This window comes from Cryptocyanus atlanticus LEGE 06306, assembly GCF_056633155.1.
On the sequence record NZ_JBSJOZ010000009.1, the window covers coordinates 1 to 12780 of the forward strand.

12 protein-coding genes are annotated in these 12780 nt (G+C 70.1%); 7 read left to right on the forward strand and 5 right to left on the reverse strand.

All coding sequences use genetic code 11. From position 1 onward, the window contains the following. Positions 1 to 307: 307 nt before the first annotated feature. Entirely contained in the window at positions 308 to 643 is a 336-nt protein-coding gene (locus ACWJI7_RS10150) for a hypothetical protein (RefSeq protein WP_479937662.1), read from the forward strand. A 66-nt stretch (positions 644 to 709) separates the two neighbouring features. Then, entirely contained in the window at positions 710 to 1132 is a 423-nt protein-coding gene (locus ACWJI7_RS10155) for a hypothetical protein (protein WP_479937663.1), read from the forward strand. On the opposite strand, the gene ACWJI7_RS10160 is transcribed toward ACWJI7_RS10155, so the two are convergent. Then, a complete protein-coding gene (locus ACWJI7_RS10160) occupies positions 1087 to 2055 on the reverse strand; it encodes an aspartoacylase (RefSeq protein ID WP_479937664.1) in 969 nt (322 codons plus the stop codon). The two genes, ACWJI7_RS10155 and ACWJI7_RS10160, sit on opposite strands and share 46 nt — an antisense overlap. Positions 2056 to 2150: 95 nt before the next feature. On the opposite strand from ACWJI7_RS10160, the gene ACWJI7_RS10165 reads away from it, so the two are divergent. The 4 genes from ACWJI7_RS10165 to ACWJI7_RS10180 all read left to right on the forward strand — a co-directional run bounded on the left by ACWJI7_RS10165 (position 2151) and on the right by ACWJI7_RS10180 (position 5993). Then, on the forward strand, positions 2151 to 3119 hold the full coding sequence (locus tag ACWJI7_RS10165) for a glutathione S-transferase C-terminal domain-containing protein (protein WP_479937665.1): 969 nt from the start codon (positions 2151 to 2153) through the stop codon (positions 3117 to 3119). Next, on the forward strand, positions 3116 to 3748 hold the full coding sequence (locus ACWJI7_RS10170; protein WP_479937666.1) for a DUF2301 domain-containing membrane protein: 633 nt from the start codon (positions 3116 to 3118) through the stop codon (positions 3746 to 3748). The genes ACWJI7_RS10165 and ACWJI7_RS10170 overlap by 4 nt, the downstream gene beginning before the upstream one ends. Beyond that, positions 3745 to 5685 carry an ABC-F family ATP-binding cassette domain-containing protein gene (locus tag ACWJI7_RS10175; protein WP_479937667.1) on the forward strand — a complete coding sequence of 647 codons (1941 nt, stop codon included), beginning with the start codon at positions 3745 to 3747 and terminating at the stop codon, positions 5683 to 5685. The genes ACWJI7_RS10170 and ACWJI7_RS10175 overlap by 4 nt, the downstream gene beginning before the upstream one ends. Before the next feature lie 89 nt (positions 5686 to 5774). After that, positions 5775 to 5993: a CP12 domain-containing protein gene (locus tag ACWJI7_RS10180; protein WP_479937668.1), complete on the forward strand. Its 219-nt coding sequence runs from the start codon at positions 5775 to 5777 to the stop codon at positions 5991 to 5993. 63 nt (positions 5994 to 6056) lie between these two features. Here the strand turns inward: ACWJI7_RS10180 and cgtA are convergent, their stop codons facing one another. Then, a complete protein-coding gene (gene cgtA / locus ACWJI7_RS10185; RefSeq protein ID WP_479937669.1) occupies positions 6057 to 7049 on the reverse strand; it encodes an Obg family GTPase CgtA in 993 nt (330 codons plus the stop codon). Positions 7050 to 7116: 67 nt separating this feature from the next. Here cgtA and ACWJI7_RS10190 point away from each other — a divergent pair, with 67 nt between their 5' ends. Then, positions 7117 to 8370 carry an ABC transporter ATP-binding protein gene (locus tag ACWJI7_RS10190; protein ID WP_479937671.1) on the forward strand — a complete coding sequence of 418 codons (1254 nt, stop codon included), beginning with the start codon at positions 7117 to 7119 and terminating at the stop codon, positions 8368 to 8370. A 30-nt stretch (positions 8371 to 8400) separates the two neighbouring features. Here the strand turns inward: ACWJI7_RS10190 and ACWJI7_RS10195 are convergent, their stop codons facing one another. The 3 genes from ACWJI7_RS10195 to hemB form a co-directional block, all read right to left on the reverse strand. Continuing rightward, positions 8401 to 10836 (reverse strand): endonuclease MutS2, encoded by a 2436-nt coding sequence (locus tag ACWJI7_RS10195; RefSeq protein ID WP_479937672.1) that lies wholly within the window; start codon positions 10834 to 10836, stop codon positions 8401 to 8403. Then, complete coding sequence (locus ACWJI7_RS10200; protein ID WP_479937673.1) at positions 10833 to 11300, reverse strand: VOC family protein; 468 nt, start codon at positions 11298 to 11300, stop codon at positions 10833 to 10835. Before ACWJI7_RS10200 ends, ACWJI7_RS10195 begins: the two co-directional genes overlap by 4 nt. 66 nt (positions 11301 to 11366) lie before the next feature. Next, positions 11367 to 12368 (reverse strand): porphobilinogen synthase, encoded by a 1002-nt coding sequence (hemB, locus tag ACWJI7_RS10205; RefSeq protein WP_479937675.1) that lies wholly within the window; start codon positions 12366 to 12368, stop codon positions 11367 to 11369. Between the last annotated feature and the right edge of the window lie 412 nt (positions 12369 to 12780).

Here is a 12780-nt window from a genome sequence, read left to right on the forward strand (position 1 = left end):
TGCGGGGCTTAAGGATTGCTGCGGGTGGTGGGCGGCCCGGGTGGTGTGTGGGACCGACCACGCCGGGGCCGCCAGACTCCCGAACCGACTTAAGGTTTTCTTCGTCTTTTCTGATCCCTGCCGCCATGGTCTTGATCTGCTGGGATCTGGATGGCTCCCGTTCCATGGAGACCGTTCCCGTCCATCACGCCCGGGCCCGCCGTCTCCAGCTTGAATTGCTCGGAGCGGTCGTCTACTGGAGCGAACGCCTGGTCAACGCGTAGACCCGTTGCTAGGAGTGCAGGGCCACCCAAGCCCATCCGCGGCAATGCCGTTGCGTTTCCCCCACAGCCGATCCGCAGCCCTGCTCGGCCTGCCGCTTCTGGCGATGGCCCTGGCGGGCTGCCCGGCCCAGGACGTCGGCACGGAGCGAGGCGAGAAACTGGACCAGATTGAGCAGCGACTCCAACAGATCGAACAACGGCTCGCCAGCCCCGGTCGCATCGACCCCGCCGATTCCAAGGGCAAGCCTCCGGCGGGGGTGGTGAAGTCCCTCACCTTCCGGATGGGCAGCGAGGACGACAGGCTGCGGATCTACTGGGCCGACGGCACCACCAGCGATCTTCCCTGCACCCGGGAGCAGGGCACCTGGGCCTGTGGCTGATCTGGACACGGCGGCGACCCGGCGCCACATCCAGGGCGGCAAGGTGAATGTCCGCTCCCGAGAGTCATGCGCCCCCTGTTTGCCCTCTCCACCACGCTCGCACTGCTGACAGCCGGCCCCGTGCTGGCCCAGTCCGACCCGGCCGTTCCCCCCAGCAGTTTCGAGCAGTTTCCCTTCACCCGCCAGCGGGCCACCAACCTGGCCCGCATGTACGCCGAGCGGCTCAATGGGGGTCTGGGGGTCTACCGGGCCGCCCTGTGCATGCACAACCGCGGCGGCGGCGATTGCCTGATTCAGGGAGATGCCCAGGGTTACATCTTCCGTTTCCTGGGGGGCCCCCCCGGCTGGCAGGTGCTCGGTCTGCCCCCCGACCGGGAAACCGAGATCGAAGTCTCTCCGGATGGTCGCGCCATCGTGAAGGTGTTGTACAACGGCGAGCCGCGTCAGCCCAGCGCCGCTGAGGCCGCCCCCCCCACCGCCCTGCCCTGAGCCAGGCCGGCGCAGAGCGCCGTGAGGGAAGTCCCCCACTCACTCCGGCAGGGCCAGCGTTCCCGCCGGGTCAGGCTGAGGGCGATGCCCTTCTCGCCATAGGCTGCCTCGTTGATGAACACGGGCCAGAGCGGTTCCAGCGCTTCGCCCGCCAGGCCGATCGTCTCGCCCGACGCCCCGAGGAAGAGCGGGTCGCCCGGGCGGATCGGCTGCCAGTCCCGGTGATGCCGCATCGGATGCACGCAGGCGTGGGGCTGGCCATCGCTCCGGCGTGGCAGATCCAGACTGCCGAGATGGCGGTGCACCGTCAGGGCGTTGGGCAGGCGGAGGCCGCCATCCCGGCCGGCCGCGAGCACCTCCAGGGCGGCCTCGAGGGCCAGCTGGGTCTGACGGCAGATGGTGGCGCTGACCACCCCCTGCGGCACCGGACCCACCTCGATCACCACCCCGCAGGGCCAGCGCTCGATCAGGAAGCCTGTCTGGGCCAGATCGGCCTCATGCAGATACACCGGCAGGCCGAGGCGGGCCTGGATGCCGGCGGCGAGGGCCAGATCGGTCGGCCGCCGCCCGTACACCACCAGGGCGTTGCCCATGGCCGCCGTGGTGCTGTGCAGGTCGATCACCACCGCACAGGGCTGGGCGCCGGCGGGACCATGGCTGGCGACCAGCTCCCGGGCTCGCACCACCTCCCGCGGAGCCGGATCCGGCCCCTCGAGCAGGGCCGGCTGGAAGGAGCGATTGAGATCGCGCTCCAGATACCGCACACCGGCCGCCAGGGCGTCCGGATTGCCGAACTCCAGGGCCACCGCCAGGCCACGGCACTCGAGGGCGGTGGGGTGGTGGCGCCAGTGCTCCATCAGCCAGGGCGCATTGCGCTCGTTGCCGTGGGTTCCCGCCACCACCAGGACCTTCGCCGCGCCCATGGCCCCGTGCCTCGATCGTGGTGCTCCGCCTCCCCACCCTGGCGCAGCCTGGGGCTGGCCAGGGCCAGAGTCGATGGACCGCGTGCCCCCCCGTCATGGCCATCCCTCCCGCCGTCGTGGCCGCCGTCCGCGCTGCCTGGCACTGCCAGTGGCACCAGTTGATGGGCGGGCTGGGGCCCGCCGACGGCGAGGGCAATTACCGCCGCCCCACCAGCGCCTTCGCCGCCACCCCCGCCACACCGGCCCGTGCGGCGGTGGCCGGCTCCCATGGGCTGATCGTGGGGCGCAGCTGTCCCTGGGCACACCGCGCCTGGCTGGTCTGGAGTCTGCGGGGGCTGGGCGCCTCCATCGAGTTGGTGATGGTCGAGCCGGACCCCAAGGCCGGACGCTGGCGTTTCCCCGAGCCCTTCGAGGGAGTCCGCTCCCTGATCGAGCTCTACCGCCGCAGCGGCGCCGACCCCGCCGCCCGGGCCACCGTGCCGGCCCTCTACGACCGCACCGGTCGGCGGATCCTCGTCAACGAGAGCGCGCGGCTGATCGAGCTGCTCAACCGCTGGCCGGCCCCCGCCGGCGCCCCGGACCTGGAGCCCCAGGAGCTCTCCGGTCCCATCGGCCACTGGCGGGAGCGGCTGCAGGGCTCGGTCAATGACGGCGTCTATCGCTGTGGCTTCGCGCGCAACCAGGCGGCCTACGACCGGGCCGAAGCCGCCCTGTTCGCCTGCCTCGAGGAGCTCGAAGCGAGCCTGAGCAAGACGGGACCCTGGCTCTGCGGCCAGCGGCTGACCCTGGCCGATGTGGTGCTCTTCCCGACCCTGATCCGGCTGGAGCTCGTCTATGCCCCCCTGTTCGGCTGCAGCCGCCGGCCGCTCTGGCAGTTTCCGGCCCTCTGGCGCTGGCGGTCCCGCTTCCATGGCCTGCCCGGCGTGGGGGCCACCTGCGTGCCGAGCGCCTGGCGGACCGATTACTTCGGTGCCCTCTTTCCCCTCCATCCCTCCGGGATCGTTCCTGCCGGCCCCGATCTGGCCACACTGGTGGGAGACCTTCCCCCCGCTCCGGCCCCATGACCGATCCCGTCTTTGAGGGCGTCTATGGACCCTTCACGATCACCGACACCGATCGGCGGGAGGTGTTGGGCTATCGCCTGGCCCTGCTGACGGTGGCGGTGGCGGAAGTGGCGCTGCTGGCCCAGTGGGCGGCCTGGGGCAGCCGGCTGCTCTGGCCCTGGCTCCTGGTGATGGGGGTCGGACTGGGCCTGGCCCTGCACTGGATCCACATCTACCTGCGGCCCCTGCACCGGGCCCTGCAGCTGTTCTGGCTGCTGGGCTGTGCCGGGGCAGTGACGGCGGCTCTCCGGCTCGGCCCCGACGCGATGGTGAAGGGCCTGGCCCAGGACTCCCGCTGGATCTGGGCGATCGGGCCGTTCTTCGCCGCCCTGGCCGGCATCGGCTTCAAGGAGTTCTTCTGCTTCCAGCGTCCGGAGGCGATCGGAGTGACCCTGCTGCTGCCAATCACCCTGCTGGGGCGGCTGGCCGGTCTGCTGGACGACAGCACCGCCTTCTCCCTGCTGGCGATCCAGGCGGCCCTGCTGCTGGTCCTGACCCTGCGCAAGTTCCCGATGCCGGCCGCCGCCGACGTGGGCGACAAGAGCGTCTTTGCTTACCTGGAGCGCCAGAGGCACCCCTCCGACGCGTGAGTCTGATCAGCCTGGTGGGGGTGAGCAAGGACTTCGGCCTGCGCACCCTCTTCGACGACCTCACCCTCCACGTGGGGGAGCGGGAGCGCCTGGGGCTGATCGGTCCGAACGGCGCCGGCAAATCCACCCTGCTCAAGGTGCTGGCCGGCAGCGAGCCGCCCGGACGGGGCCAGCGGCGCTGCTCATCCCGGTTGAACGTGGTGATGGTGGACCAGGAGCCCCAGCTGGATCCGGAACGCACCGTGCTGGAGCAGGTGTTCCTCGGCAGCGGCGAGAAGATGGTGCTGCTGCGGCGTTTCGCCGAACTCAGTGAACAGCTGGCCGCGACGCCCCAGGATCCGGCCCTGCAGGGGGCGTTCAGCGATCTGCAGGGACGCATGGACCAGGCCAAGGCCTGGGGCCTGGAGCAGCAGTGCCGCGAGGTGCTCCAGCGGCTGGGCATCCAGGATGTGCACCGGCGGGTGGGGGACCTCTCCGGCGGCTACCGCAAACGGCTGGCCCTGGCCTCTGCCCTGGTGGCCGAGCCCGATGTGCTCCTGCTCGATGAACCCACCAACCACCTCGACGCCCTCTGCATCGAATGGCTCCAGGGCCATCTCGATCGGTTCCGCGGCGCCCTGGTGCTGGTCACCCACGACCGCTACGTGCTCGACCGGGTGGCCCACCGCATCGTGGAGGTGGACCGGGGGGTGACCCGGAGCACCCCGGGCAACTACGCCGCCTACCTCCGCGCCAAGGCTGAGGAGGAGGCGTCGGAGGCGGCCAGCGCCGCGAAATTCAAGGGGGCCCTGCGACGGGAACTGGAGTGGCTGAGCCGCGGCCCCCAGGCCCGCAGCACGAAGCAGAAGGCACGGATCCAGCGGATCGAGGCCATGCGGGACGCTCCTGTCCGGCGGGGGAAGGAGCGCATCAGCCTGGCCAGCGGCAGCCGGCGCCTGGGCCGGCGGGCGATCACGGCGGAGGATCTGTCGGTGTGGCCCCCCCCCGGCCGGGAGGGCGGGGGAACACCCCTGCTGCGGAACTTCAGCTATGACTTCAGCCCCGAGGACCGGGTCGGGATCATCGGCCCCAACGGCGCCGGCAAATCCACTCTGCTCGATCTGATCGCCGGCCGGCAGAGGCCCGAAGCCGGCCGGCTCGAGCTGGGAGGCACCGTGAAAGTGGCCTACTTCGACCAGCACTCCGAGGTGCTCGGCGGTGGCGCGGGGCTGGAGCGCAAGCTCATCGACGTTGTGCAGGAGGAAGCGAGTCTGATCGAGCTGGCCGGGACCCAGCTGAGCGCCTCCCAGCTGCTGGAGCGCTTCCTCTTCCCCCCCGCCCAGCAGCACGGCCCGGTCTCCCGGCTCTCGGGCGGAGAACGGCGCCGCCTCCACCTCTGCCGCCTGCTGATCGGCTCCCCCAACGTGCTGCTGCTGGATGAGCCCACCAATGACCTGGACGTCCAGACCCTGACGGTGCTCGAAGACTTCCTGGAGGACTTCCGCGGCTGCGTCGTCGTGGTCTCCCACGACCGCTACTTCCTCGATCGCACCGTGGACCGCCTGTTCAGCTTCGAGGACGGACAGCTGAAGCGCTTCGAGGGCAACTACAGCGCCTATCTGGAGCGGACCGCCGCCACCGCGGCCCCCGGGGGAGCGCAGGCCGGCGGCTCCGGCGCGCGCTCCGGCAAGGGCGGGGCCCCTCCCCCCGGGCCAGCTCGGGCGGCCCCGGAGAAGCCCCGACGGCTGAGTTTTCGAGAAGGACGCGAACTGGCGGCCCTGGAGCTGGAGCTGCCACGCTGGGAGGAGCGGCGGGCCGCGCTCGAGCAGGAACTCACCGGCGGCGCCAACCAGGACTACGGTCGTTTGGAAACGCTCACCGCAGAACTGGCGGCCGTGCTTGAGCGCATCGCCCGGGGGGAAGAACGCTGGCTCGAACTCAGCGAGCTGGCCGCTTGATCAGCGGGGGAGCACATTCCCCGGCCGCCCCCGGCGCTGACCCGTAGGGTGGAACCCACATGATCCGGTCGCCGACGGCCGGCCTTCTCATGAACTCCATCGACGAGCACATCCTCAAGGATCAGACCGAGATCGAATCGGCCAAGGCCATCGGAAACGAGGCCAAGGTGCGCCACCTCGAAGCGGAGCTCAGGTCTCTCGAGGAGTACAAGTCGCACCATCCCGAAGATCAGCACGACCCCAATTCACTCGAGGTCTATTGCGACCTCAACCCCGAAGCCCCCGAGTGCCGGGTCTACGACGACTGAGCCCCGGCGGTTGAGCCGCGATCCCGTCCACCGGGCCGGGGGGTGCCGCTTGGCACCGGAGGCTCAGCTGAGGCCGAGCTCCCCCCAGACGGCGGCCAGCAGTTCGTTGAGACCCCGGCGAGTGACCGCGGAGAGCAGCAGCACTGGTCTGTTCCAGGCCTGCTGGAGCCTGAGCTGTCTGCGGTCGATCTCCTCCGAATCCAGCAGTTCCACCTTGCTCAGGGCCACCAGCCTGGGGCGCTGATCCAGCCCGTGGCCGTAGGAGGAAAGTTCCCGCTCCACCACCTGCAGGTCCGCCACCACGTCCTCGCAGGAGGCGTCGATGAGATGGACCAGCAGCCGGGTCCGCTCGATGTGTCGCAGGAAATCGTGGCCCAGTCCTGCCCCCTGGGCCGCCCCGGCGATCAGGCCGGGGATATCGGCGAACACGGTGCCATCGCCGCTGGGTCGGCGCACCACGCCCAGGTTGGGCACCAGGGTGGTGAAGGGGTAGTCGGCAATCTTGGGCCGCGCCGCCGAGAGCGCGCTGATCAGGGTGCTCTTGCCGGCGTTGGGCAGACCGATGATCCCCACCTCCGCCAGCAGCTTGAGTTCGAGCTGCAGCTGGAGCTCGCTTCCCTCCCGGCCCTCGGTGAACTTCTCGGGCGCCCGGTTGCGGTTGCTGAGGTAGTGGGCGTTGCCGAGTCCGCCCCGCCCGCCGGAGGCCACCCGCAGTCGATCGCCCGGATCGGTCAGATCGCCCAGCAGTTCCTCGCTCTCCTGAACCCGCACCTCGGTGCCACAGGGCACCCGGATGACCAGATCCTCTCCGCTGGCGCCGGTGCAGCGGTTCGGACCGCCGCGCCGACCGTCCGGCGCCTCGAACAGTCGCTTGAACTTGAAATCCAGCAAGGTCTGCAGGTTGGGATCGGCCTCGAGCCAGACCGCCCCACCATGGCCGCCGTCGCCGCCGGAGGGACCGCCGGCCGGCACGTATTTCTCGCGGCGGAACGCCATGATGCCGTCACCGCCTCGGCCCCCACGGACCGCGATGCGGGCTTGATCAATGAACTGCAAGGGAGAACGGCGGGGCCCGGGCCGGAAGGAGAGCCAACCCTAGGATCGGCCCGTCAGAGGCCCGAACTTGGCAGAGGTTCGCTTCGAACAGGTCAGCAAGACCTTTCCGCCCCGCCGGGGGAGCCCGGCGGTGGAGGTGTTGCGCCAGCTCGACCTGGCGGTGGGCGACGGTGAGTTCCTCGTGTTGGTCGGACCCTCGGGTTGCGGCAAGAGCACCCTGCTGCGCATCCTGGCCGGCCTGGAATCCCCCAGCAGCGGAGAGGTGGTCGTGGGGAATCGGGTCGTCACCAGGCTCCGGCCGGCCCAGCGCAACGTGGCGATGGTCTTCCAGAGCTATGCCCTCTATCCCCACCTGAGCGTCGGCGACAACATCGCCTTCGGCCTGCGCCGCAGCCGGGCCCGCAGCGCGCCGCAGCAGCTGCAGGATGCCCTGCACCGGCTCAGCCGACGCTGTCCCGCCCCCTTTCAGCTCCGTTCGCCCCGGGAGGAGCGGATCGAGGCGACGGTGCGCTCAGTGGCCGATCAGCTCGAACTCTCAGCCCTGCTGGACCGGCTGCCGAAGGAGCTCTCCGGCGGCCAGAAGCAACGGGTGGCCCTCGGCCGCGCCATCGCCCGCCAGCCGGCGGTGTTTCTGATGGATGAGCCGCTCAGCAATCTCGACGCCAAGCTGCGCACCGGCACCCGGGCCCAGATCGTGGCGCTGCAGCGGCAGCTCGGCGTCACCACGCTTTATGTCACCCACGACCAGGTGGAGGCGATGACGATGGGCCATCGGATCGCCGTGCTGAACCAGGGGCGGCTGCAGCAGCTGGGGTCCCCCATGGAGCTCTACGCCCATCCGGCCAACCTGTTTGTGGCCCAGTTCATCGGCAGCCCACCGATGAACCTGCTGCCCGTCCTGCAGGTGGGAGGCGATCAGATTCAGCTGGGCAGCCGGCGGTTCCTGGTTGAGGGGCCGAAAGCCCTGGCCCTGGCCGCCCACGCCCGCCCCGACGCCGACAGGGGCGCCGGCTCCCTCACCGCCGGGCTGCGGCCGGAGCACCTGAGGCTGGCTCCGGCCACCAACCGCAACCTGCCGGCGGAGGTCACCCATGTGGAAGCCCTCGGCAATGAAGTGCTGATCGGCTGCCGTCTCTGCGATGGGGACCACCTGATCCAGATGCGGGCTGCTCCTGACCAGCGGGTGGTGGCCGGCCAGACGGTTCATCTGGAGATCGATCCGCTCGGCTGGCAGTTCTTCGATGACGGCGGCAACGCCCTGGCCGAGCCGGCGCCGCTTAAGGAGGACCCGGCCCGGGTGGTGCTGCCCGAGCTGGGCTGAGCGTCTCCGGGCTCGGCCGGGCTCCAGGGATCACTTCGGCCAGATCACGCTGCAGCCCTGCCCGCCGTCCCCCTGCTCGGCATCGCTGACCCGCTCCACCCAGGGGACACCGGCCAACCACTGGCGCAGGCCCCGCTTCAGCTTGCCGGTGCCGATGCCGTGGATCACCCACAGGGGTCCGCGGGCGTTGCGGAGTTGCTCCTCCACCAGCGCCTCGGCCTCGTGGACCCGCAGACCCCGCACATCCACCGTGTTGCGATCGGTGCGCACCTGAGGTCCCATCGCCCCCAGGCGGGCCCCGCCGGCACGCACCTGAATCGCGGGCCGCGCCGGGTCGGGGGGGAGCGGCTTCTCCCCCTGCAGGCTTTCGATGGCCTCAAGGCCCGCGGTGAGGCGAAGCACGCCACAGCGCAGGCTGATCTCCCGGCCGTCGGGGCTGATGGCGAGCACTTCGGCCGCCTTGCCCAGGGAAAGGAGGCGGATGCGCTCCCCCACTGACGGCCTCCAGCCGTTGCGCTGGCGGCGCTCGGGCCTGGGCCGGTGCTCCACCTCCAGCGCCTTGAGTCGTTGCCCCGCCTGCCGGGCGCTCTCTCCCCCCTGTACCCCCTGCCGAAGCCGGTGGATGATGCGGCGCACCTCCTGCTGGCCGTCGCGGATCGACTGCTCCAGCTGACGCCGCCTCTGCTCCTGCAGTTCCGCCGACTGGCTCTGCTGCTGCCGCCAGCGCTCCAGCAGCTCCTCGTGCAGCAGCTCGGTACGGGCCAGCAGGGCCGCCGCCTCCTCGGCCGCCTCCTGCTGGCGGCGTCGCTGCTCCTCCAGACCGCGGATCACCTGGTTCAGCTCTCCATCCCCCCGGGGGGCGAGCAGGTCCGTGGCGGCCCGAATCACGCCCGGCTCAAGCCCCAGCCGGGTCGCGATCGCCAGGGCGTTGCTGCGCCCCGGGATGCCCCACTGCAGGTGATAGGTGGGAGACAGGCTGTCGGCATCGAAGGCCACGGAGGCGTTCTCGAAACGGTCGTCCCCGTACTTGAGGGCCTTCAGCTCTCCGAAATGGGTGGTGGCGATCGTCAGCCGGGCCCGCTCGGCCAGATGGCGCAGCAGGGCGATGGCCAGGGCGGTGCCTTCGGCGGGGTCGGTGCCGGCCCCCACCTCGTCCAACAGCACCAGGGTGGCCTGGGGCGGTGGCTCCGGGGGCGTCTCCCCCTCGGGCAGGGCCGCCAGGATCCGGGCGATGCGCCGCACATGGCCACTGAAGGTGGAGAGGTTCTGCTGGAGGGACTGCTCATCCCCGATGTCGGCGAGCACCCGGGCACACCAGGGCAGGCTGGGCGTGCCGCCGCAGGGCAGGAAGAGGCCGGCGCGGGCCATCAGGACAGCCAGCCCCACGCTCTTGAGGGTCACTGTCTTGCCGCCGGTGTTGGGGCCGGTGATCGCCACCACCCGCAGGCTGCTACCGACCGTGATGCTCACCGGCACCACCGGCGGGCCGCCCCCACGCCGCTCCTGCCAGAGCAGCAGGGGATGGCGCAGATCCTGCAGCAGGAAGGGGCCATCTGACCGCTCCGCCAGCTCGGGGCGGACCGCCCCCAGCCAGCGGCCGTAGCGGGCCCGGGCGAGGGCGAGATCGAGGCTGGTGAGCACGTTCTGCAGCTGATCGAGTGCTTCGGCCTCCTCGGCGACCCCGTCGCTGAGCGCAGCCAGAACCGCCAGCTCCAGCTCCCTCTGCTGACCCTCCAGGGCCCGCAGGCGGTTGCCGAGGGCGATCACCGTCTGCGGTTCGACAAACACTGTGCTGCCGGAGGCGGAGCTGTCGTGCACCAGGCCGGGAAGCCCGGAGAGCGCCACCGCCTTGACCGCCAGAACCGGCCGACCGTTGCGCTCCGAGATCAGCCTGTCCTGCAGCAGGGCGCCATGGCGGCGCATCAGCTCCTGCAGCCGTTCACGCCGCTGCTGACGCAGCTCCAGCCGCTGGCGCCGCAGGTCCGCCAGCTCCCGGCTGGAGCGGTCCGCCACCCGGCCTCCCTCCTCGAGGGCGAACCGGAGGCGTTGCTCCAGCTCCGGCAGGGTGCGCAGATCCCGCAGCAGGCTGCTGCAGACCGGGCGGAGATCGGGGTCCTCGATCTGACGCCGCAGCCGCCGCGCCGCCGCCAGGATGGCGGCCACCTCCAGCAGATCCTCGCCAGCCGCCGTCCCCCCCTTGGCGCAGTGCCGCACCGTGGGGGCGATGGCGCCGACGCCCTGGAAGGAGAGCCCCCCCTCGATCTGGCCGTCGAGGCCGAGCAACTCGGTGGTTTCCGCCAGAAGCCTCAGGGTCTCGCCCCGGTCGGAGGGCAGGGGCAGGGCCCGGCAGCGGGCGGCCCCGGCCGCGGTCCCGGCGAAGCTGGCCAGATGCTCCCCCAGCCGCGGCCACTCCAGCAGCTCCAGGGTTTCCGCCTCGATCGCCGCGGGGGTGGCGCCGTCGCTCACATGGGCTCCGCTATCGGCGGTGGAGTCGGTGCGCCCCGGAAGGGAATCGGAGCGGCTCCGACGTTGGAGGGGATGCCGCCGGCCGGTTCGTGGAGGACCTCGAGCCAGTTGCCTTCCGGGTCCTGCAGATAGAAGGACGCGGTGCCGTCGCGATGGTCATGGACCGGTCCGACACGGTGGCCGCCGGCCTTCAGCTGACCATGCATCCGCTCGATCGCGTCGCGGTCGCGGAAGTGGAAGGCGAAATGGGGCCCCGCCACCGTGTAGGCGGGACTCAGCAGGGCGATGCCGTCCCCGTGATCGGGCGACTGCAGATAGGCCCAGTCCTCGGCGTCCCAGGTGAGCCGCAGGCCCAGGCTCAGATAGAAGGCCTTGGCCCGGCCCAGATCCTGTACCCGCACGGCCACGTGGCCCAGACGGGGCGGGATCTCCCCTGGCGTCACCGGGATGGTCATCGCGGTCATGGACCTTCTCTGGCCCCATTGTGAACGGCGCGAGGAACAGGGCGCGGGCAGGAGACCTCTGCGCGCTCAGCCCTGCCGCAACCAGCGGGCCGCCTCGCAGGCGTGGTAGGTGAGGATCAGGTCGGCCCCAGCCCGCTTGAAACAGAGCAGGGTCTCCAGCACCACGGCCCGTTCATCGATCCAGCCCCGTTCCGCCGCCGCCTTGACCATGGCGTACTCACCACTGACGTTGTAAGCGGCGATCGGCAGCTCCGTTTCCCCCCGCAGCCGATGAATGATGTCGAGGTAGGCGAGCCCGGGCTTGACCATGAGAATGTCGGCCCCTTCCTGCTCATCGAGCAGGGCTTCAGTGAGTGCCTCCCTGGCATTGGCGGGATCCATCTGGTAGGTGCTCTTGTCGCGGGGAATCGGCTTGCCGCTGCCGGGGCGGGGAGCGGAATCGAGCGCTTCCCGAAAGGGGCCGTAGTAGGCGGAGGAATATTTGGCGGTGTAACTGATGATGCCCACTTGATCGAATCCCTCCCCATCGAGGGCTTCCCGGATCTCTCCGACTCGCCCATCCATCATGTCGCTCGGACCGATCAGATCGGCACCGGCCCTGGCCTGGGCCACCGCCTGGCGGCAGAGAATCGCAACGGTGTCATCATTGAGCACCACGCCCTGTTGACTGACGATGCCATCGTGCCCATCACAGGAATAGGGATCAAGCGCCACATCGGTCATGATCGTCATCGACGGATATTCCTGCTTCAGTCGACGGATCGCCCGGGGAATCAATCCTCCTTCGTTAAAACATTCAGCGCCATCTTCGGTCTTGAGGCCATCAGCCACCTTCGGGAACAGCACGACGCAACGAATGCCCAGATCCAGGGCTCGACCCACTTCGTCCACCAGCCCGTCCAGGCTCCAGCGGAGGGCACCGGGCATGGCCTCGATCGGCTCGTTGCTGGCCCCCTCATGCACGAACAGCGGCAGGATGAAATCAGCGGGATCAAGGGAAAATTCGCGCACCATGGCACGCAGGGAAGCGGTGCGCCGCAGCCGGCGCGGACGGTAGGTGAGCTCCATGCAGTCAATAGCTGTGGGGTGATCCTAAAGCGCGGGCCGGCTCCACCTTCCTGGCCGGACCCCCGGCCGCCCGGGGCCGAATCCGGGCCGTGATCGACCGGGATCACAGCAGCCACACAAGGAGCTTGATCCCAACGAAGCCGGCGAGAGCCACCCCCTGGACAAGCGCATCCACCCTGTTGATCCGGATCAAGGCGGTGGACCGGGCCTCCTCCCCCCCCATTCGCCTCCAGATTGGAGCCCCAGAGGAACAGCACGACCAGCACCAGGAACGCCAATAGGGGCAGGCGTAGTGGTCGTCCGGAAATGTCAGGTACCTCAGCAGGGGCCGTTCAGCCTTGCAGGACTGCTGCAGAAGAAAGATCAGGGTCACCCGGGGAAGGATCCAGGTCACGAAGCTGGCGAACACATC